This window comes from Vasconcelosia minhoensis LEGE 07310 (assembly GCF_015207255.1).
Taxonomy (GTDB): Bacteria; Cyanobacteriota; Cyanobacteriia; order Phormidesmidales; family Phormidesmidaceae; genus Vasconcelosia; species Vasconcelosia minhoensis.
The window spans coordinates 97,541-116,235 of sequence record NZ_JADEXG010000002.1; the positions used below are offsets into that span (position 1 = coordinate 97,541).

At 55.9% G+C, this 18,695-nt stretch carries 15 protein-coding genes and 1 pseudogene; 7 read left to right on the plus strand and 9 right to left on the minus strand.

Annotated features, from left to right (window positions below; all coding sequences use genetic code 11):
- Nucleotides 1-31: 31 nt before the first annotated feature.
- Nucleotides 32-1,933: an iron uptake porin gene (locus IQ241_RS01515; protein WP_193904645.1), complete on the minus strand. Its 1,902-nt coding sequence runs from the start codon at nt 1,931-1,933 to the stop codon at nt 32-34.
- A gap of 255 nt (nt 1,934-2,188) precedes the next feature.
- On the opposite strand from IQ241_RS01515, the gene IQ241_RS01520 reads away from it, so the two are divergent.
- Complete coding sequence (locus tag IQ241_RS01520; RefSeq protein ID WP_193904646.1) at nt 2,189-3,604, plus strand: uracil-xanthine permease family protein; 1,416 nt, start codon at nt 2,189-2,191, stop codon at nt 3,602-3,604.
- Between the two features lie 15 nt (nt 3,605-3,619).
- Here the strand turns inward: IQ241_RS01520 and IQ241_RS01525 are convergent, their stop codons facing one another.
- A complete protein-coding gene (locus tag IQ241_RS01525) occupies nt 3,620-4,447 on the minus strand; it encodes a PRC-barrel domain-containing protein (protein ID WP_193904647.1) in 828 nt (275 codons plus the stop codon).
- Between the two features lie 78 nt (nt 4,448-4,525).
- Here IQ241_RS01525 and IQ241_RS01530 point away from each other — a divergent pair, with 78 nt between their 5' ends.
- The 3 genes and pseudogenes from IQ241_RS01530 to IQ241_RS01540 all read left to right on the plus strand — a co-directional run.
- Nucleotides 4,526-5,395, plus strand: a complete 870-nt coding sequence (locus IQ241_RS01530; RefSeq protein ID WP_193904648.1) for an alpha/beta fold hydrolase — start codon at nt 4,526-4,528, stop codon at nt 5,393-5,395.
- 214 nt (nt 5,396-5,609) lie between these two features.
- Entirely contained in the window at nt 5,610-6,128 is a 519-nt protein-coding gene (locus tag IQ241_RS01535; protein WP_228021269.1) for a hydrogenase maturation protease, read from the plus strand.
- Between the two features lie 108 nt (nt 6,129-6,236).
- A pseudogene (locus tag IQ241_RS01540) lies at nt 6,237-6,509 on the plus strand (DUF302 domain-containing protein); the annotation flags it as partial.
- 76 nt (nt 6,510-6,585) lie between these two features.
- Here the strand turns inward: IQ241_RS01540 and IQ241_RS01545 are convergent.
- Complete coding sequence (locus IQ241_RS01545) at nt 6,586-8,229, minus strand: FAD-dependent monooxygenase (protein ID WP_193904651.1); 1,644 nt, start codon at nt 8,227-8,229, stop codon at nt 6,586-6,588.
- A gap of 118 nt (nt 8,230-8,347) precedes the next feature.
- Here IQ241_RS01545 and IQ241_RS01550 point away from each other — a divergent pair, with 118 nt between their 5' ends.
- Nucleotides 8,348-8,962 (plus strand): TetR/AcrR family transcriptional regulator, encoded by a 615-nt coding sequence (locus IQ241_RS01550; protein ID WP_193904652.1) that lies wholly within the window; start codon nt 8,348-8,350, stop codon nt 8,960-8,962.
- Between the two features lie 45 nt (nt 8,963-9,007).
- Here the strand turns inward: IQ241_RS01550 and IQ241_RS01555 are convergent, their stop codons facing one another.
- The 4 genes from IQ241_RS01555 to IQ241_RS01570 form a co-directional block, all read right to left on the minus strand.
- A complete protein-coding gene (locus IQ241_RS01555) occupies nt 9,008-10,588 on the minus strand; it encodes an FAD-dependent monooxygenase (RefSeq protein WP_193904653.1) in 1,581 nt (526 codons plus the stop codon).
- A gap of 77 nt (nt 10,589-10,665) precedes the next feature.
- Nucleotides 10,666-10,896 carry a hypothetical protein gene (locus IQ241_RS01560; RefSeq protein ID WP_228021270.1) on the minus strand — a complete coding sequence of 77 codons (231 nt, stop codon included), beginning with the start codon at nt 10,894-10,896 and terminating at the stop codon, nt 10,666-10,668.
- 125 nt (nt 10,897-11,021) lie between these two features.
- On the minus strand, nt 11,022-14,150 hold the full coding sequence (locus IQ241_RS01565; protein ID WP_193904655.1) for an efflux RND transporter permease subunit: 3,129 nt from the start codon (nt 14,148-14,150) through the stop codon (nt 11,022-11,024).
- 71 nt (nt 14,151-14,221) lie between these two features.
- Entirely contained in the window at nt 14,222-15,580 is a 1,359-nt protein-coding gene (locus tag IQ241_RS01570) for an efflux RND transporter periplasmic adaptor subunit (RefSeq protein WP_193904656.1), read from the minus strand.
- Nucleotides 15,581-15,756: 176 nt separating this feature from the next.
- On the opposite strand from IQ241_RS01570, the gene IQ241_RS01575 reads away from it, so the two are divergent.
- Complete coding sequence (locus IQ241_RS01575) at nt 15,757-16,380, plus strand: TetR/AcrR family transcriptional regulator (protein WP_193904657.1); 624 nt, start codon at nt 15,757-15,759, stop codon at nt 16,378-16,380.
- A 173-nt stretch (nt 16,381-16,553) separates the two neighbouring features.
- Here the strand turns inward: IQ241_RS01575 and IQ241_RS01580 are convergent, their stop codons facing one another.
- A complete protein-coding gene (locus IQ241_RS01580; protein WP_193904658.1) occupies nt 16,554-16,865 on the minus strand; it encodes a PepSY domain-containing protein in 312 nt (103 codons plus the stop codon).
- 333 nt (nt 16,866-17,198) lie between these two features.
- The gene (locus IQ241_RS01585; protein ID WP_193904659.1) at nt 17,199-18,095 is read right to left on the minus strand and encodes an SRPBCC family protein; all 897 of its coding nucleotides are present in this window, start codon (nt 18,093-18,095) and stop codon (nt 17,199-17,201) included.
- 123 nt (nt 18,096-18,218) lie between these two features.
- Here IQ241_RS01585 and IQ241_RS01590 point away from each other — a divergent pair, with 123 nt between their 5' ends.
- A complete protein-coding gene (locus IQ241_RS01590; protein ID WP_193904660.1) occupies nt 18,219-18,662 on the plus strand; it encodes a MarR family winged helix-turn-helix transcriptional regulator in 444 nt (147 codons plus the stop codon).
- The last annotated feature ends 33 nt before the right edge of the window (nt 18,663-18,695 follow it).

An 18,695-nucleotide genomic window follows, 5' to 3' on the forward strand; every position in this document is an offset into this window, starting at 1 on the left:
GCCCAGCCCGTCTCACTACAGAAGTTAGCATCTAAAAGAAGAGCTGCGTTTGTAAATTGAATACAAAAATGTCAGGATTGTCGCTGAAATTGTTGACATTGCGAATCAGGTAGAACGAGGGCACGATGGCGAAGTTTTGAGTCACCGGGTAGCGGTAGGAAATTTCCAGTTCCTCCTGGACGCCGCCATCGCCGCCGCCGGAAACTAAGAATCGGCGGCCGTCTAGCAGGGCAAAGGGCCGGACGTAGGAAATTGTGGCCAGCGCCCCTTCCTTCAGCAGGTCTGGCAAGGCCACGCCGAGCTGTAGGGCCTGCGCGTTGACATCGCCCGCTTCGCGCCCGGGTGTCGCCGCTGAAAGGTCGGTACTGCCGTAGCTGTAGCGGCCAAACAGCCCTAGCCAGTCCATCACCAGCCAGTCAAAGTTAAACAAAAAAGTATCAGCCGTCGCGCCATCTAACGGCCCGCCCAGGCCATCGTCTGCCAGGCCATAGAGCGGCTCACCGAGAGCCCCACCGACTAACCCAGACTGATTGGCTTCTAGCTCAGAGCGGGTGTAGAGAAATCTCAGGTTTAGTTCGTCTGTAGGATATAGGCCGATCTGGGCCGTTAACATATTTGTGCCGCCAAAGATGCCGCGACTGGGGTCGGCAGCGGCGCTGGTGCGTCGAATAAACTCGGTGGCCTCAGACAGATAGCCCACTCGCAGGTCGAGCCAGTCAGTAATGTCCAACTGGGCGATCACCCCTGAGCCGCGATCCAGCGTGTTGACCTGCGTGCCGCCGCTGGAGTTAAAGGTATTGGCCCCGGTCACTAGAAAGGTAAAGCGGTTGTTATCAAAATGCCGATACCAGTTAATTTTCGGCCCGATGACAATGGAGAGCCGATCGCCGACCGGAAAAGAGTAAAAGGCTTCCCGCAGCAGGACCGCGTCTTCTGCCTTGCCGCCCTGCTGAAGGGTAAAGGGCACCCCAAAGGTATTAAACAGACCCGCCGAAGCAAACGTATTGGCCGGGGCATTGCCGCTGCCCGCAGCCAGCTGTAGGGTGAGCCGGTCGGAGCCGGTGAAGGAGGTATCGAGATTCAGCCAGGTGAGGTAGCTAAAGGTAATTTCCGGATCGTCGGTAATTTCCCGGGTGCCGGGCGCTAGCGTAATCGGGTCGCGGGCGCCTGCGGCGAAGACATTGAGGCCCTCAGCAGTGACGTCGCCACCGGCAAAGGCACCATCGAGATGGGCGAATACGGTGCCGCTGAGCCGGGTGGTGGTCGAAAACTGGTTGGCCTCCAGCTCCGCTATGTCGGCTTCAACGATGTCTACCCGACCCCGGATATCAGCCAGCTCAGCCGCAAATTCTTCTTGCAGTCGGCGGATCGTATCCAGGTCGCCATCCGGACCGATCAGCTGAACGACTACGTCTAGACAGGCATTCAGCCCGGCGGCAAACTCATAGCGGGCTAAGGCGCGATCGCCGCGATAGGTGCGGTCTGGAAATCCCTCTAGGCAGCCGTATTCCTCAACCAGCCGCTGTAGGGCGGTGTAGACCCAGTCGCCGGGGGCCACGTCGCTCAGCTCGGAAAGGCTAGTAACCTGGGCCAGAGCACCGTCTAAAGACGAGGTGGCAGGTACCGCTTGAATGGGAGCATCGGTGGCTACTGTTAGAACTGGGACCGCAGTTTCGGTCGCCGCCGGTGCGGTGTTGGTCAGCGTTTCTGCAAAATCAGCTTCTGCATCAGCTTTTGTTGAATCATTCCCAGCCGCTGCTAGGGCAGCGTCCAGAGGAGACAGCTCGGTTCCAAAGGCAGTGCTGGCTGAATTTTCGAAGATGGGTTCAGCCGCGATCGCGCGCTCAGCTAAAGCTAGCCCAGCTGCTAAAATTACCCACGCTAAAGCGCTTGGCAGAGGCTTCAGCCGCTGCCCTACCGCTGTTATGGACATATTAAGTTTTCCTCACACCGTTTTAATGATCCTTTAATCGGGTTTTAAGCTACCAGGATAGAAAGCTTAAAAAAAGTAGCTGGGAGAACAGTTCCCAAAAATAAACAGGTCTTCATTTGTTCAGGACGAACAATCAGCGAAAATCCTTTCTTGGTAATTTGGCATACAGCTCTAGCTTCAGACTTTTTTGGCTCAACCATCGGGTTGCATAGCTAGATAGACCTGAATTTCGCTCCGAGGGGGAGGATGAGGCCGATGACAAATGAAGAACTCCGGTTAGAGGCAGTCGGGCAAACGAGCACGGCAACTGAGGAAAAGCCTTCCCCATCAGCCGTTTCTTCCGATTTGATTTATGGCTTAGACGCCAGACCGCCGTTGAGAGAGGCTATCTTTGCGGCTTTACAGCATGTGCTGGCGTCGTTTGTTGGCATTGTTACCCCATCGCTGATTGTGGGTGGAGCCCTGGGCCTGCAGCCGGCGACGACGGCCTATTTGGTCAGCATGTCGCTGTTTGTCTCAGGCATCGCCACCTTTATCCAGGCGAAGCGGATTGGGCCAGTGGGCTCTGGGCTGCTCAGCGTGCAGGGCACCAGTTTTGCCTTTATCGGACCGATTATTGGGGCGGGGAGTGCCGCGATCTCAGCGGGTGTGTCGCCAGAGGCTGCCTTGGGTACGGTGTTTGGGCTCTGCTTTTTTGGCTCCTTGATCGAAATGATTTTTAGCCAATTGATTCAGTTTGCCAGCCGGGTGATTACACCACTCGTCACCGGAACTGTCGTCTCGCTGATTGGCCTAACTTTAATCAACGTCGGCATCACGGCGATTGGCGGCGGCGCTCCGGCCCGCGAGGCAGGTACCTTTGGCAGCCCTCAGAATCTCTTTCTGGCCGGACTGGTGCTGGTGATTATCATCGTCCTCAACAGCGCTCGCAATCCGTTTCTGCGCATGGCTTCGATTGCGATTGGCCTGATTGTAGGCTACGTCGTCGCGCTGTTCATGGGTCTCGTGAACCTGAGCAGCCTCAGCAACCTGTCGTTCTTTGAATTTCCGATTCCCTTCAGCTTTGGCTTTGGCTTTAGTCCAGTTGCTTTTATCCCCTTTGCCTTTCTCTTTTTAATTACGACTATCGAATCGATTGGCGACCTGACGGCTACCTCGGCCATTACCGGCGAGCCGATTCAGGGCGAAACCTACTTCCGCCGGATTAAGGGCGGCGTCTTGGGAGATGGCGTCAATTCGCTGATTGCCGCCTGTTTCAACACTTTTCCCAACACGACCTTTAGCCAGAACAACGGGGTGATTCAGCTGACCGGCGTTGGCAGCCGCTACGTTGGCTTTTTTATCGCCGGAATTTTTCTGATCTCCGGCCTATTTCCCCTGATTGGCGGCGTTTTACAGGCCATTCCACAGCCGGTGCTGGGCGGTGCGACGATTATTATGTTCGGCAGCGTCGCGGCAGCTGGCGTCCGCATTCTCTCGACGGTTGACTTTAATAAGCGATCGTCAATTATCCTCGCCACGTCTCTCGGGCTGGGGCTGGGCGTTACCTTCGCGCCCGACGTGCTGGATAATATGCCCGAGCTCGTGAAAAGCATTTTCGCCTCGGGCATCGCCACCGGCGGCCTCTGCGCGCTAATTTTGAATATCCTGCTGCCGGGCCAGCGGGACTAAGCTTTGCCGCCTGAGTCAGGAAGTCTCTTCGTCATCTTCCCAAACTTCAAACGCTTCAATATCAATTGTTTCTTTAGCGTTTCCTTTTGCTTTTGAGGCTTTGGGAGAGAAGGGTTCTGGCCGCTGAAACGAACTGCTCTGCAAGCGATCTTTTGCCTCAGAAACCCGCTGCTGCATCTGGTCTTTGACCTGCTGAGTTTTCTCACGCAGCTGGTCTGCTAGTTCAGGCAGGTTCTGCTGGGAGAGTTTTTCGGTCTGAGCCTGGAGCTGCTCGGCCAGTGACTGAGCACCCTTGGCAAAGGAGCGCCAGTCGGTGGGGTCAAACTCGGACTGGGCAGTAGCTGGGTCGAGGCCATCGGCGTAGAGCTCGGCCTGCTCGATGGCTTCGGCCCCGACCATAATTCGCTTGCGACCAGCGCTAATCAAGGCCGCCGCCGAGAGGCCATAGACCCCTTCGATGGTGTCGCGCTCAGCGGCAAACAGGTAGCGAGTCACGGTTCCCGTGCGAATATCCAGACAAAAATCGATCAGGTGGCCGACTCGGTCACCGGCATCTGTCCAGACTTCCAGGCCAATCATGGGCTGGGCGGCGTCCAGGTCTGGGGTGTCACGCTCCCCCTCTACCAAAATTCCGTCATGGCCAATATTCTTCAGCTGCTCCCAGCTGAAGCGCTGCTGGCTGCGGCCCCAAAAGCCCGATTTGCAGGTTAGACCCTTCACCTGAGACGATTTAACCTCGACTAAAAGCTGCTCCACCTGGCCGACTTCTTCGGTGGTGTCATAGTCCATTACCAGGCGACCCAGCAGCTGGCTCTGACGAATAATGGTATCAGCGTCGTTCATAGCAGTTTTCCTTAACCCAGATGAGCTCTTATAATCAATTGCCTGATCTCCGCTCTATTTCAGTTTATCGAAGCCTAGATGTTTGAGGGGTTTATCAGCCAGCGGATTAAAACCGCTGAGGCGACCATCTTTGCGCGGGTAGGCGGCAGCGGCCCGCCGCTGCTGCTACTGCATGGCTATCCCCAAACCCATGTGATGTGGCATCGGGTCGCGCCTCAGCTCGCTCAGCGCTTCACCGTGGTCTGTACCGACCTGCGGGGCTACGGCGATAGCGACAAGCCACCCGCCGACTCGACCCATGCGGCCTATGGCAAGCGCAGGATGGCAGCGGATCAGGTGGCGGTGATGCAGCAGCTTGGCTTTGAGCAGTTTAGGGCAGTCGGCCACGATCGCGGCGGGCGGGTTCTGCATCGGCTGCTGCTTGACTATCCGCAGCGGGTCAGCCGAGCGGCGCTGCTGGATATTGTGCCGACTCGCCACGTTTTCAACACGATCGATCAGCAGATGGCGACGATCTATGAACATTGGTTTTTCCTGATCCAGCCCGATGGCTTTCCCGAATACCTGATTGGCCAGGACCCAGACTACTACCTGTCTGCCAAGCTGCGTCGCTGGAGTGCCCGCTTTGAAGCTTTTAGCCCCGAGGCCATGGCTGAGTATCAGCGCTGCTTTCGCCAGCCCGAGACGATCCACGCCACCTGCGAAGACTACCGGGCTGCTGCCACCATTGACCTAGCTCACGACGAAGCCGACCAGGATCAGAAAATTCAATGCCCGCTGCTGCTGCTTTGGGGGCAGGCCGGGGCGATGGAGCGCTGCTATGACGTACTGGAGGTATGGCGCGATCGCGCGTCCCAAGTTCAGGGTTACAGTATCCCCGGCGGCCATTTCCTCCCAGAAGAAGCCCCCGCCGAAACGCTCCAGGCGCTGCTGGCGTTCTTTCAGTAAAAATGTTTCGCTCAATACCATCGTCTGCCGCGACTCGATGGCTATGTCATGAACCTGGATCAAATCGTTCAATTCCATGCCCTGAGCTTTTTTCACCCCAGTATCTGCGGATCTGCGACTGGGCTGGGAAAGCGACCCGACCCAAGGCTTCATAAGATCCTCAGATCTACTTTTTATGCTGAAGCTGAAGACCGATTTCTCTAGGAGGCTTCTCATGCTCACTGCAATGCCTACTGCAACCGCTCAAGTTTCTACCCAATACCGCTTTCTGGTCATTGGCTACGGGAACGAGCAGCGCGGCGACGATGCCGTCGGTCCCAAGGTCGCCAAAGCTGTGGCCGACTGGCAGCTCCCATCGGTTAAGCCGATAGCGGTGCATCAGCTCACGCCAGCGCTCGCCGCCGACATTGCCGCAGCCGAATACGTGATTTTTGTCGATGCCTGCGGGGAGCGCTGTGCCCAAACGGTCCAACTTGATCCGATTGTAGTAGGCAGCCAGGTTCCCAACACGGTTTCTTCCAGCACCCACAGCTGTAGCCCCTGGGCCTTGCTGAATCTTACCCGCAGGATCTACGGACGTCATCCCCAGTCCTGGCTGCTGCAGGTTGCGACCGAACGTTACAACCTGGGCGACCCGCTTTCGAGCACCGCCGTGGATGGCTGCGATCGCGCCCTCAGAAAAATTGAGCAGTTCCTCAAAACCTACCAGCGACCCACCTGGCAACCTGCCTAAACTGGTCAAAGACTCACCTGCGCGACAGCCGGGGTCATAGAATTAGGGGGCAATCTTTTGAAGGTAGGCTATGAAATGGCAACGCTGGCTGGGGATGTTTGTGGGCGTTCTTTAGATTTGGAACTGCGGCCCACCGAGCTGATTGTTTTTGGCAATCCCGCCGTGGGAACGCCACTGATGCAGTGCCAGCAATCCGTCGCAATCGATCTGCCGCAGAAGGCCCTGATCTGGCAGGATGCTCAGGATCGCGTCTGGCTCGGTTATAACCAGCCTGCCTATTTGAAACAGCGCCACAGCGTCGAAGGCTGCGATGAGCTGCTCGACCGGATTGCCGGAGTCCTAGATGGGCTCGCCCAGGCAGCAACTGATCCTGGTGAATAATGCCCCTACCTGAGTTAGCATGGGCCTGTTGTTCTCCTACGCAATCTCAGATTGCGTAGGAAGGCGCTGTCTACAGCTATCTTGGCAGCATCAGGGCTGGGTCGGTAGTTTTGGGACTAGCGGTCTTAGTCCGCGATACACCGAAATAGCTCTGAACTGCTTGGTGAAGGGCGTCAGCCTCAACCGCGTTTGTTCTAAGGGCTAGGTAAGCATCAGGGCGAACGAGGTAGGCGGTGGAATTGCGTCCGTGAAACCTGGCGAGAGTTTTAGTGTCACAGCCTAGCGTGTTAGGCTGCGCGTTGGGCGTAACAATATGGACTTTGAGGCTAAAGGTCGCTTCGAGCGCTTCCCTAAGCTTGAGTAGAGGCTCAATATTGCCCTCACGAGTGCATACAAAAAGATGATGGTGGGCATAGTCGAGGAGCGTATAGCTGCTTACGGTTCTATCTTTTTGAACAAAGCTGACGTAGGGCCATCGCTTACCCGGTTCGGGGGCAGCCTTGGGAAACCCTTTAGTTTTGTCTTGAATTAACCAGCCGCGATCGTAGTCAATACCCGTTTGACTGACGATCCGAAAGAGCTGTTTCTGTGCGCCCGGCAGGCGAGTGACTAGCTTGATTAGAGGTGCAAACAGGTATGCTCGAATAAAGTTGGCCATTGGGGCCTGTTCACTAATCGTTTGAAAAATCTGGTCGGTTGTTTTGAGCAGCTTTTGGGCAACTGGGTGGCGCTCGGCATGGTACGAGTCGAGGGCCTTCTCGGACAGCTCACCTTTCACCACTAGCGCCAGCTTCCAGGCCAGATTGTGGGCATCTTGCAGGCCGGTGTTCATACCCTGGCCACCAACCGGGGTATGGATGTGGGCGGCATCACCAACAAAGAAAATACGGCCTTTGCTGAAATGTTCGACGCTACGGCTGTGGATGCGGTAGGACGTATACCAAGCCGGGTCGCTGACTTCAGGATGTCCCGGAAAATTGTTGTGCACAAAATCGCAGAAGTCCTCAGCGGTGGGGTCTTCCTCCCCGAATTCGGGCGGCAGGGTGCTGATCACTCGATAGCGCCGGTCGGCTGGCAGTGGGAAGAGAGCAATGTCTCCTTTGCGACTAAAGTTGAGCGCGATCGCGTCCCCCACCTCTCCGTTCACCGTGGCATCCATGACCATAAACCTTTCCTCGACCGTATTTCCGGTAAAGGGCATATTGACCTGCTTGCGAATTAGGCTGTGGGCACCGTCGGCGGCAATCACATAGCGGGCTTGGACGGTCTCCGTTTCCCCATCGAAGCGCGTTAGGTCGGCTCGGACGCCTGCCTCGTCCTGCTGCAGCGCTGTCAGCTCGGTTTCCCACTCCAGACTGCGACCCAAGCTCTGTAAGTGCTGATAGAGCAGCTTTTCCGTCTCGCTCTGCTCAAGCATGAGACCAAAGCTGTAGCGCGTTTTACCGTCCCCCGCGCCATAGATATTGATTTCGGTCTTGCCGCTGTGCTCGTGTAGCACTCCCCCCCGAACCCGGCGTCCTTGGGTCAGGAAGCTATCGACAATGGCCATCTGCTCTAGCAGCTCTAGCGAGCGGGGCTGAATGACTAGCGCCCTTGAGTTCTCCGAGAAAGCGGCTTTCTTGTCAATTAGCCGGATATTGATTCCGTAGTTTGCCAGCAGTGAGGCTGCCATCAGCCCTGAGGGACCACCGCCTACAATCAGGATGTCTATCTTGGCCATTTGTCTTTCCTCCAAAGCGGATTATTTCCCGAAATGACCGAACGGTTCAGTCATTTACTCTTGTGGTACCATTACTTTCAGATGTTGTCAAGGTGACCGAACGGTTCAGTTAGCTTTTATGATTGCCAAGACCCCGCTAGACCTGAAGAGTCCAAAGGCCCGTCAAATTTTAGAGGGGGCCAAGACCGCCTTTTTAGAGCTCGGCTATGAGGGTGCGAGTACCGATGAAATCGTCAGGCGGGCCGGGGTTTCTAAGGGAACGCTATATAACTACTTTCCCGATAAGCAGTCCCTATTCAGAGCGTTTGTCGAAGGCGAATGTCAGAGGCAAATCAGCCAGATCTTTGAAATCTCAAATCCTGAGGATACCGAGTCAACGCTGCGGGAAATTGCCCAGCATATTGCGAAGCTGCTGACGTCGCCCGCGATGCACAGCATTTTTCGACTGGTCGCCGCCGAAACGCCTCGCTTCCCGGATCTCGCCCGCACCTTTTTTGACTCCGGCCCAGACCTAGGCGTCCGCCGTCTGGCTCAGTTCTTAGCCGCCGCGGTGGCGCGGGGCGACCTAAAGATTGACGACATCGAGCTGGCGGCCAGTCAGTTTGAGCAGCTCTGCCGGGCCGATATTTTTCATAAGCAGCTGTTCCATATTCGCCAGTCGTTTACCCAGTCGGAAATCGACCGGGTAGCCGATGGTGCTGTGTACGTGTTTCTTAGGGCGTATCACCCGTAGCTGTTATCAAGGATGATTTAGCTGGTTGCGGGCTTGTTGAGAAGTCTAGAGGCTTTGCTTCCAGGCTTCTAAGGAATTAGCGATCGCGCCCTCATCCCACTGATCCAGGTCAAAAGCAACATAGCCGTCAGGCCGCAGCAGCAGCGCCCGCCCGGTTTTGGCTCCTAGCCGAGTCTCAAAATCACCGCGATAGTCTACCAGGGTGCTAGCCCCAAACTGGTGCAGCTCCGGCAGGCCATTATTTAGAACTATGTGCAGCCGCAGGCCATCATCGCTGTAGCCCGTGATGGTGTCAATAGCCCCACGCGTGGCCCGGGCCTGGTCTGGGTTAATGAACAGCAGTAGCGTATAGCCTGGAAAGCGCAGCAGCTCATAAAGCCGAACAATATCGTGCTCACCGGTCATCAGGGCCATATCAGGGATACGCTGACCTGTCATATCGCCATCGCCTGTGTCATATTGAATACCCAGCCCTGAGAGATTGAGCGCTAGGCTGCGCTGGACAAACGGCAGTGGAATCAGCAGGCGAAAGAGCAGCTCCCGCAGCGATCGCAGTATCGGCTGACGCAGCAGCAGGCTTCGTAAGAGAAAATCGCTCGTCCGCAATATCTTTTTGCCAATGGGATGCCGTTCGGCATTGTAGGTATCCAGCAGCGTAGCCGGAGCTTGACCTTTAACCACGAGGCCCAGCTTCCAGCCCAGGTTAAAGGCATCCTGGACGCCGGTATTCAATCCCTGACCGCCAGCCGGACTGTGGGTATGAGTAGCATCGCCGCCGAGGAAGACACGCCCGACTCGATACTGAGATGCCAGCCGCAGGGAAGAGCCCCAGCGGGTCAGCCACACTGGGTCACTGAGCTCAACGGGCTTCTCTAAAATAGCGCTGATCGATTCTTGCAGTTCTTCAAGGGAGAGATCGCTTTTTTTGGGGTCGCCCTGATATTTGCGGTCGATGGTAACAATGCGGTGAGAGCCGTCGTCGAAGGGGACAATAAAAGCTAAGCCGCGATCGTTGGAATGTTGCTCTGTACCGCCTTCAGCGTGATGCCCATGGAGATGAACATCGCCTAGAAACGCTGTCCAGTCATAGGAAGCACCTTCAAACGGCAGACCCAGGGTTTTACGGACGATGCTGTGAGCCCCGTCGGCTCCCACTAAATAGCGGGACTCAATCTCGAAGGAACTGCCGTCGGCGTTTTCAACCGTACTTCGGACGCCGTCCTGAGTTTCAGTAAACTGGGTCAGCTTGCAATTCCGCTCAACTTGAACACCCAGCTCATTCAAACGACGTTCGAGAATAGCTTCTGTCTCCGCCTGGGGCAGAATCAGGATAAACGGAAAGCGAGTATCGAGGCCATACATATTTGCTCGCAGTGGGTTTTGAGCGTTGGCACTGAAGTCAATGCCAGGGGACGTATACCCTCGACGCACCATGTCATCAGCCACGCCCAAAATATCCATAAATTCTAGAGTGCGGGCGTGAATCACGAGGGCTTTACTCCGAGTGGAAGGCTGGCTGCGGCGCTCGATAATGCGCACCTTAACGTCGCGTCGTACGAGTTCGACAGCAGCTGTGAGGCCGGTCGGTCCGGCTCCGGTCACGAGAACATCAGTTTGATTAGTCATGGATTTTCTCCTTGTGATACAACGTTTGTCTATAGGGAAAAGATTGACCTAGCAGCTGAGCCTGGCCGTCAAGCTATCTATGAATCGCGGTCAAAGAAAGAGATATCTTTGAGATAGCCATCTTCGAAGTAATCGGGATGATAGTAACGAGCTTGACTATGCCAGCAGCGCTCAATCAGCCAGACCGGATCTTCTTCTAGATGAGTGCGATCGCAAAAGCTGCGGTGAGCTTCTACAAACTTTTCGTAGTCAGTGTTCCAGCATTCTTCTAAATAAACATTGTTCAAGCAGCGCTTTAGATGCTGCAATTTGTAGGCCTGCCAGAATCGGCAAGGGTTCAAAGTGAACGGACGAGAGTCATTCCCGATGGGCTGACTCAGATAGCGCCAGAGTGAAAAATACAAGAGACTTTCTCCAAAGCAACGTCAATCAATTAGGCTGAAGTTTTTTTGCGATGGCACAGCAGCAGATAGGCTGCCGGCACGAAGTACAGTGCCAGCAGCGAGGAACCCCCAATGCCGCCGGCGATCGCGATCGCCAGGGGTCGCCAAAAAGGGTCGCCACCCATCAATAGAGGAATGAAGCCCGTTATCGTGGTCACGGTGGTGGTGAGAACATGGCGAGTCGCCTTGAGCAGCACCTGCTGCACCGCTCTAGGGTCACCTTGGCTCGCTGCTGGGTCTTCATTGAAGGCGCTCAACACGACGATGGAGTCGTTGATAGCGATGCCCACTAGGCCCATCGTGCCAACGATGGCCATAAAGCCCAGCAGCGAGTCGAAGATTTTCAGCGAAAACAGTGCCATGCCGATGGCAGCCACGGCCACCGCAGCAATGATGCCCGCCTGTCGAAAGGAACCCAGGGACAGCACCAAAGCCGTTACCATAATGAGCGCCAGAATCGGCACGTACAGCAGCAGGTTGCCTACCGCCGTTTGACGCTCGGCATATTCGCCGCCAAACTCATAGCGATAGCCGGAGGGAAGTTGGAAATTCTCGGCTTCCAGCTTTTCTTGCAGGGCGGTGAGCACCGTATCGGGTAGCACCCCAGAAGTGACGAACGCCTGTACCGTGTTGACCCGCTGCTCTTCGCGGCGGGCAATGCTGGCGAGTTGGGGCAACAGGTCAAATTCGCCGAGGGCAGAAGTCGGGCGAAATTCACGGTCCTGAGCCTGATCGGGACGCAGATCGAGGGAAGCTAGGGCCTGCAGGCTGGCGCGATCGCGGTTAGAGAGCCGTATCCGCACCGGCAAGTTTTCGGTAGATTCGAGAATAGCACCGCCGGTAACCCCCTCAGAATAGGCGGCGAGCTGCTGGGCAATGGCTGTATTGCTCAGCCCGGCCTGCTGCACCTGTTCGTTGTCCACCGATAGGCTCAGCGTCGGGCGACCTTCCGTTAGATCATCTCGCACTGATATCACGTCGGGAATTGTGGTCATCATCTTTCGGACTTCCATGCCGAGACGACGTAGCTCGGTGAGGTCCGGGCCATAGATACGCATTTCTACGGGCGCATTAAACGGCGGTCCCTGCTGGAATTTTTGCACGATGATCCGGGCCGCAGGCAGCAGCGTATCCAGCTCTTCCTGAAGCTCCCGTACCAGGGCCTGCACGCCGTCTTCGGACTTTAGCTGCACCATGGCCTGGGCATAGTAGGGCTGGTTTTGGCGACTGCCCGTCAGGTTGTAGTAAAACTTGGGAACGCTCTCGCCCACGAACCAGTGGACATTTTGCACGTTTTTATGCGCCAAAATTGCCTGCCGCGCCTGCATCACCTTGGCTTCGGTTTGTTCAATGGCAGTTTGCGAAGACAGCTCTACTTCGATGTGAAACTGATCGCGATCCAGCAGCGGGAAGAACTGGTTGTCTATTGTTTGTGCCAGAATGAAGCCCAGCAGCGGAATAGAGAGGGAAAGCGCGATCGCCAGCCGGGGTCGTGCGACAGCTCGTCCGATCGACCAGCGGTAGGGCCGACCCGGCAGCGAAATCCCCTCATTCCACCAGGCACCTGGCTTCATTAACGTCATCACGATTTGGTCGCGCCAGCTTTTCTGAGATTTTTGGCGGGCTGCTTCATAGTGATGCGTGCTATTGCCCAGCATGCGCCCCGCTAGGGCAGCAATCACCGTTAAGGAGATGACTAGCGAAGAAACCAGTGACAGAATCACGCTTAAGGCAATAGAGCCGACAAACTCGCCTGCACCCCCTGGCAGGAGGTAAATCGGTAAAAACGTCATTACCGTTGTCAGCGTTGAGGCAAACAGCGGCACCTGTAGATACTTCACCGTTTTGGTGACGGCATGGCGCGGGTCCTCACCGTGCTGCATCTCCGTCTGAATCTCATCGACAACAACGATCGCGTTGTCAATCAGCAGACCCAAGGCGATGATCAGCCCGGTGACCGACATTTGGTGAATGGGCAAGCCAAAGACGCTCATCCAGCCAAACACGGCGAAGATGCTTAACGGTAAGGCAGCGCCTACCACAATCGCCGATCGCCAGCCCATCGACACCAGCGTCACGCCGACCACCAGCCCGGCACCCATCACCAAGTTCGACAGCAGGGTGCTGATCCGGTCTGCCACATAGCCACTCTGGTCAAAGATGATATCGAGACTGACGCCCTGAGGAACGCGATCGCGAAACGCCTCAATTTCGCCCCGCATTTCTGCCGCCCACTGGTCAATGCGCAATCCCGATTTCATCATCACGCCGACTACTACCGCAGGCTTGCCGCTGATGATTGCCCGATCGGTCAGGGGATAGCGGACACCGCGCTCTACCCGGGCGATATCGCTAAGCCGGGTGAACTGTCCATTGCCAGTTTGAATGGGGATTTGGCGAATCTGTTCTAGGGTTTCTAGCTCACTCTCCACCTCCATGGCAATGTTCCGATCCGGGCTGCGCAGCTGTCCAGCGCTGACTTTGGCATCGCTGAGGCTGACCTGATTTGCCAGCTGCTGCGGCGACAGTCCGACGCCCACCAGCTCTGCCGCGTCAATTTCTACCAGAATCTCTTCATCGGGGCTGCCAAAAAATTCCACCTCTTCGGTGCCCTCTACGCCCCGCATGATTACCGCTAGCTCCTCGGCGTAGCGGCGCAGCACGGCGTAGTTGGGCGCGTCGGGTAGATTCCAGGTGAGCGACGTGATGATGGTGTACGCCTTCATATTGGTTTCTTCCAGCTCCGGTTCTGCTGCCCCTGGTGGAAACCGAGCTGCCGCATCATCCATCTGATCGCGCACCTTCGACCAGATCGGCTGGGCGTTCTCGACAGCGTCAACCAGTTCGACGGAGACGATAGAGAAGCCTACCCGCGAAGTAGAAGACAGTACGTCAACCTCTTCAATTTCGGCGATTTCTGCTTCCAGCACGGTCGTGACCAGAGCCTCGACCCGCTCAGCACTCGCCCCTGGAAAGGCGGTTGTCACGACAGCCGTGCGGGCCACTAGCTCAGGGTCTTCTTGACGGGGCAGTCCCTGGTAGGAGGAGAGTCCCCAGCCGAGGATGAGGATGATGGTGAGGATGAGGAGGCGGATGTTTTGGTAGAAGGGGCGGACCATGGGGAGGGGAGGGGAGTGATGGGGTGATGGGAAGGCAATAGGGTAGGGGCATGGTTGCCATGCCCTATGGCTTAGGGGTGGAGGGGGATGACTTGTTGGTTGGGGACCAGGCGGTGGACGCCGGTGGCGACAATGCGTTCGCCGGGCTGTAGAGTGCCGCGAACGAGTACGCGGTTGTCGGCTTGGTGTAGAATCTCGACGGATTTGGGCTCTGCGGTGTAGATGTCTTCGTCAGCATTTTCTGAAGGGACTATCACGTAGCTGGTCCAGAGTCCGCGAATGCCCTGGGTTAGGGCCTCTGAGGGGAGCCAAACGCCGTCGGTGGGAATGGTTTCAGTTAGCTCAACCCGAGCAGTCTGGCCTGGGCTGAGGCTGGGAATGGCCGATGATTCCAGGGTAAAAACAACGACCTGGGTGCGCGTGTCCGGGTCTACCTCTGGCAGGATAGAGTTCACGGTTGCCTGGTAGGTTTTGCCGCCCAGCCTAAGGGTCTGCTCCAGCCCGATCTGGAGCCGGTTGACAGCGGTGCTAGGCATACCGATACGGGCCTCCGGGGCTGCGTTTTCGACCAGACGGATGACGGACTGGCCCGCGTTAACGACCGTGCCTTCGTCTACCTGGCGAGTCGATATCACGCCGTCAAAGGGGGCAGTCAGGGTGCTTTTGCGGATATTGACATCGACATCGGCAATTTGGGCGTCGAACTGTCGAACCAGGGCCTGCTGGGCAACAATTTGCTCCTGGCGAGTGCCGTTTTGCAGCTCTTGAAGATTGCTGCGGGCCTGATCTAGGCGCGCTTCCAGAGATTCTGCCCCGAAGGAAAATTCGTCTAGCTGCTCTCTCGAAATCGCGCCCTCCTGATAGAGAAATTCCCGGCGATTGCGCTGGGTTTGCTGGAGCGCCAGCTGCTGCTCCAGGTCGCGTACGGCGGCGGCAGCAGCGGCAATGTCTTCCGCTCTGGGTCCGGCCTGGAGTTCGGTCAGCTGAGCTAGCGCCTGAGCTTTTTGGGCCTCTAGCTGCCGTCGCTGGGTTTGCAGATTGCGGGTATCGAGCTGGGCTAGGGACTGCCCGGCAGAAACGCGATCGCCCTCTTCTGCCAAAACGTCAGTCAGCTGACCGCTGCGCTCAAACCCTAGCTCGCTGGTGCGCAGAGCGACAATCTCACCCGTATACGACCGCGACACCTGATAGCTAGAGACAGGCTCAACAGTCAGAACATCCACTGGCAAAGCTTCTGTGGCTTCAGTCGCGCTTGTCGGCAGGGCCGTAAGCTGCTTTCTGACAGCTGGTACGCCAATCAGCAGCAGACTGCCTATCCCTAGACCGATGAGCAGCCGAGCATGACGGCTAACCTGATTTTGCAGCCTATCCTTGATTTTGGGTGAAGTACTGACAGAGTTAGGGTTTAGAGAAGGGGGATGGGATTGCATTGCGAGTCAGATTGAGGATGATAGCATTCAAACGTTTGTTTGATAAGATTAAAACGTACGTTTGAACAAATTGCAAGGCTAATTTCGATTTTCCTGGCTTTGCTCCTTCTAGTTTTGCCTAAAGGCAGCTCCCGAACCGTCTTCGCTTAGGATGGTATTCACACGACCGAATCACTATGAGCAATGCCGCTTCTACCGACACCAAAACCCAGCTGCTGGATGTGGCTGAGAAAATGTTTGCAGAACGGGGCTTTGCCAGCACCACCCTACGCAGCGTCGTGAACGAAGCCGGGGCGAATTTAGCCGCTGTCCACTATCATTTCGGCTCTAAGGAGGAGCTACTGCGGGCCGTCGTCGCCCGGATTTCCCAGCCCGTCGTAAAGCAACAGCTGCGGCGGCTGTCTGAGCTGGAAGGTCAGTCTGAGTCGCCTTCGGTGGAAGCCATCCTGACGGCCTTTTTGGCTCCCTGTTTGGAGTTCATCGTCCAGGATGAGGGCTCTAGGATGGTTCGAGCCCAGTTTATGGGCCGCTGTCGAACGGAGCCTGAGCCGATTCAAAGCATTGCTAATAGCGAGTTCGGAGCGATTGAAGAAGCTTCTCTAGATGCGCTGCAAAGAGCCTTGCCGGAACAGTCGCGATCGCGGCTCCGCTGGAAGCTCGACCTCGTAGTCGCAGCCTTAGTGCGCGTCCAAACCGAGGCTGGTAAGCCTAACGCGCTATTGCAGAGCAGCGCCCCAAAAGATGTTCAGCAAACCATTTCGCAGCTCGTAAACTTCATGGCCGCTGGAATGCGGGAGTGAGCTAGGTCCAACCTGATAGAACTTTCCCCAAGGGCGTGGTGAACATTGACGGACAGAGCCGCGATCGCTAACATCTGCAAGCCCATCATTACCCGACGGATGGCATCGTCGGTATCAAATCGGTTGGCGTACCTGTTAGTTTTATCAGGGAGTTAGCTGATGGCGTCTTAGGACTAGGAAGCCCTGCTACGGCTGCGAATACGCCGCAGATCTAACCACATTTTGCCGCCGGTGATGGCCATAAACAACAGACCTAAGGCATTTAGAAAGGGATAGATAACGTCTAAGTGGAGAGGGCCGAAGTTTCCCTTGTGAATGCTCAGCAGCCAGCCTGCATCACCAGCCCGCCCTAGCAGAGCGAAAGCCTGATAGAGTGAGCCCGTGATCAGAGTCAGGATGATTGGGATAACGACGAAAGGGGCGACAAAAGCATGGACCTGCTTAAGCTTCTGCAACTGTCGCTTTACCGTCTGGAGATTTGGCATGAATAAGGCCTTCAACATATTTTAGATAGAGATTTGAACAGTTTAAGACCAGCCTCTTCAACTTGTCCATGATTAGGAAGCTACATACGGGTAACCTCATATACCGACCTGCTTCAGCCATTCTATTTTGAGCTTGGAGGCTTTGGCTGAGGCCGTAGAGTGACCAGCTGTTGGCCGGGTAAGCGGCGAGGTCGGCACAGAAAGCCGCCTCTGCCTCATTTGGGCGGTCAGCCGCGAGTAAGACCTGACCCCAGCAGATTGCGAGTGGGAGAGTACCAGTCGGGCGGCTCGGTGTAAACCAGCCGACCTTCCAGCGCGACTAAAGATGCGACTTCAAAAGCTGTACCTTTTAGCCTGTTGACTATTTTTAGGGATGTCGTTCTGACCTAACGCATCCTCTGCCATACGCTGAATAATCTGTACTAGGTCGCGGTCAGCAGAGAAGGCCAGAATTGGCAATAGGATAGGGCTTAGAAAGCGCGGCTTGGGCGCAAGCTCCCACCACACCATCACATCAGAACCGGTGCCAGCCGAGATGACCTCCCATCCGCCGACCATAGTGCTGACTGGGAACGGAAAATTTGGGGCCTCAGAGACAAAACGGACTGTGAATGAATGGCCTACCTCAAAATCAATACACTCCTCAGCCCAGCGCCTGCCGGCTCGATCGGTGCAGCGCCGGACCGCACCAACACCGGGTGACTTGCCATCAAGCATCTCCGACCTGACCAGCGATGATGTGTAGTTTTGAATATCGCCCATCCGCCCAATCACATCCCACATGTCAGTCGCTGGGGCTTTGGTGCGTACAACCAGACAGTGTCGATATAGTGCTGAGTCTTCTGCTCGGTGAGTCCGATCAATCCCCCACAGCTGCCAAATCCCAAAGGTCAGTACGATCAGGGCAACTGTCAGCAGCGTCGCGGTCCCAGTCGCAGAAAGCAGGCGATGAAACAGCAGTAGCCCTAGCACGGAACCAAGCACCCAGAGAAAATCCCCAGCACAGGCATACAGAGCACGCCAGGTCGCCAGGCGTGGCCGCGTAGCCTGATGCAGCAGGTCAATCGCAAAGAGCAGCAGGCCTAAGCCCACCAGTGGCAAAATCAAGGGTGCCTGTATGCCCAGCAGACCTTCGATAAGCGAAGGCCAAGCCAGCAGCAGTAGACCACAGGTCACAGAAAAAACGGCATTGGCCAATAGTGCGGTACGCAGGGGACGGGTATTGTTCATGGCAGCCTCCAGCATGGAATAAATAAGCGTGAAAACCCAACGGCGCGGTTGTAAACTAAGTTGACATAAGCATAAGGGAGTGATTACTTCGTGTCAACCGAGTTTACAAAGCGTGGCATTTCCATGGCCGATAGCCAATCTCTAAGGTTAGTATTCGCTTCTGCCACCCTCCACAGTCGGTTTACCGAGTACGTGGCCGAATGCCTCCACTCAAGAGGTTTTAGTGCTATTTCCCCTTCCACGCTCGATTTTCTCAGCGCTCTGGATTGTGGTATTAACTATGGTGCCGAGATTGCCCGCCGGTTGCAGGTGTCACGGCAGATGGTTTCTAAAACGGTCAAGGAGCTTTGTCAGGTTGGTTATTTGGAACAAAGGGAAGGTGTCGGCAAGCAGAAGCAGATTCTGTTTACTGAACAAGGTGAGCGGCTGATGTCTATGGCGAGATTGGTGCTGGCAGATTTAGATCAGGTGTTTATCGAACGCTTTAGTGAAGCGCAGGTAGGAGAGATAATTTCACAACTCGAAGCATTGACGAGCCTGCTGACGACGGACAAAGAGCTGGGCTAACGGTTGAGTTTAGCAAAATCCAGGGTTTCAGCG

What these genes read in the sequence shown, in the direction of transcription:
- IQ241_RS01515 (WP_193904645.1), bottom strand. Translation starts at nt 1,933, where the DNA reads ATGTCCATAACAGCGGTAGGGCAGCGGCTGAAGCCTCTGCCAAGCGCT.
- IQ241_RS01520 (WP_193904646.1), top strand. Translation starts at nt 2,189, where the DNA reads ATGACAAATGAAGAACTCCGGTTAGAGGCAGTCGGGCAAACGAGCACG.
- IQ241_RS01525 (WP_193904647.1), bottom strand. Translation starts at nt 4,447, where the DNA reads ATGAACGACGCTGATACCATTATTCGTCAGAGCCAGCTGCTGGGTCGC.
- IQ241_RS01530 (WP_193904648.1), top strand. Translation starts at nt 4,526, where the DNA reads ATGTTTGAGGGGTTTATCAGCCAGCGGATTAAAACCGCTGAGGCGACC.
- IQ241_RS01535 (WP_228021269.1), top strand. Translation starts at nt 5,610, where the DNA reads ATGCTCACTGCAATGCCTACTGCAACCGCTCAAGTTTCTACCCAATAC.
- IQ241_RS01545 (WP_193904651.1), bottom strand. Translation starts at nt 8,229, where the DNA reads ATGGCCAAGATAGACATCCTGATTGTAGGCGGTGGTCCCTCAGGGCTG.
- IQ241_RS01550 (WP_193904652.1), top strand. Translation starts at nt 8,348, where the DNA reads ATGATTGCCAAGACCCCGCTAGACCTGAAGAGTCCAAAGGCCCGTCAA.
- IQ241_RS01555 (WP_193904653.1), bottom strand. Translation starts at nt 10,588, where the DNA reads ATGACTAATCAAACTGATGTTCTCGTGACCGGAGCCGGACCGACCGGC.
- IQ241_RS01565 (WP_193904655.1), bottom strand. Translation starts at nt 14,150, where the DNA reads ATGGTCCGCCCCTTCTACCAAAACATCCGCCTCCTCATCCTCACCATC.
- IQ241_RS01570 (WP_193904656.1), bottom strand. Translation starts at nt 15,580, where the DNA reads ATGCAATCCCATCCCCCTTCTCTAAACCCTAACTCTGTCAGTACTTCA.
- IQ241_RS01575 (WP_193904657.1), top strand. Translation starts at nt 15,757, where the DNA reads ATGAGCAATGCCGCTTCTACCGACACCAAAACCCAGCTGCTGGATGTG.
- IQ241_RS01580 (WP_193904658.1), bottom strand. Translation starts at nt 16,865, where the DNA reads ATGCCAAATCTCCAGACGGTAAAGCGACAGTTGCAGAAGCTTAAGCAG.
- IQ241_RS01585 (WP_193904659.1), bottom strand. Translation starts at nt 18,095, where the DNA reads ATGAACAATACCCGTCCCCTGCGTACCGCACTATTGGCCAATGCCGTT.
- IQ241_RS01590 (WP_193904660.1), top strand. Translation starts at nt 18,219, where the DNA reads ATGGCCGATAGCCAATCTCTAAGGTTAGTATTCGCTTCTGCCACCCTC.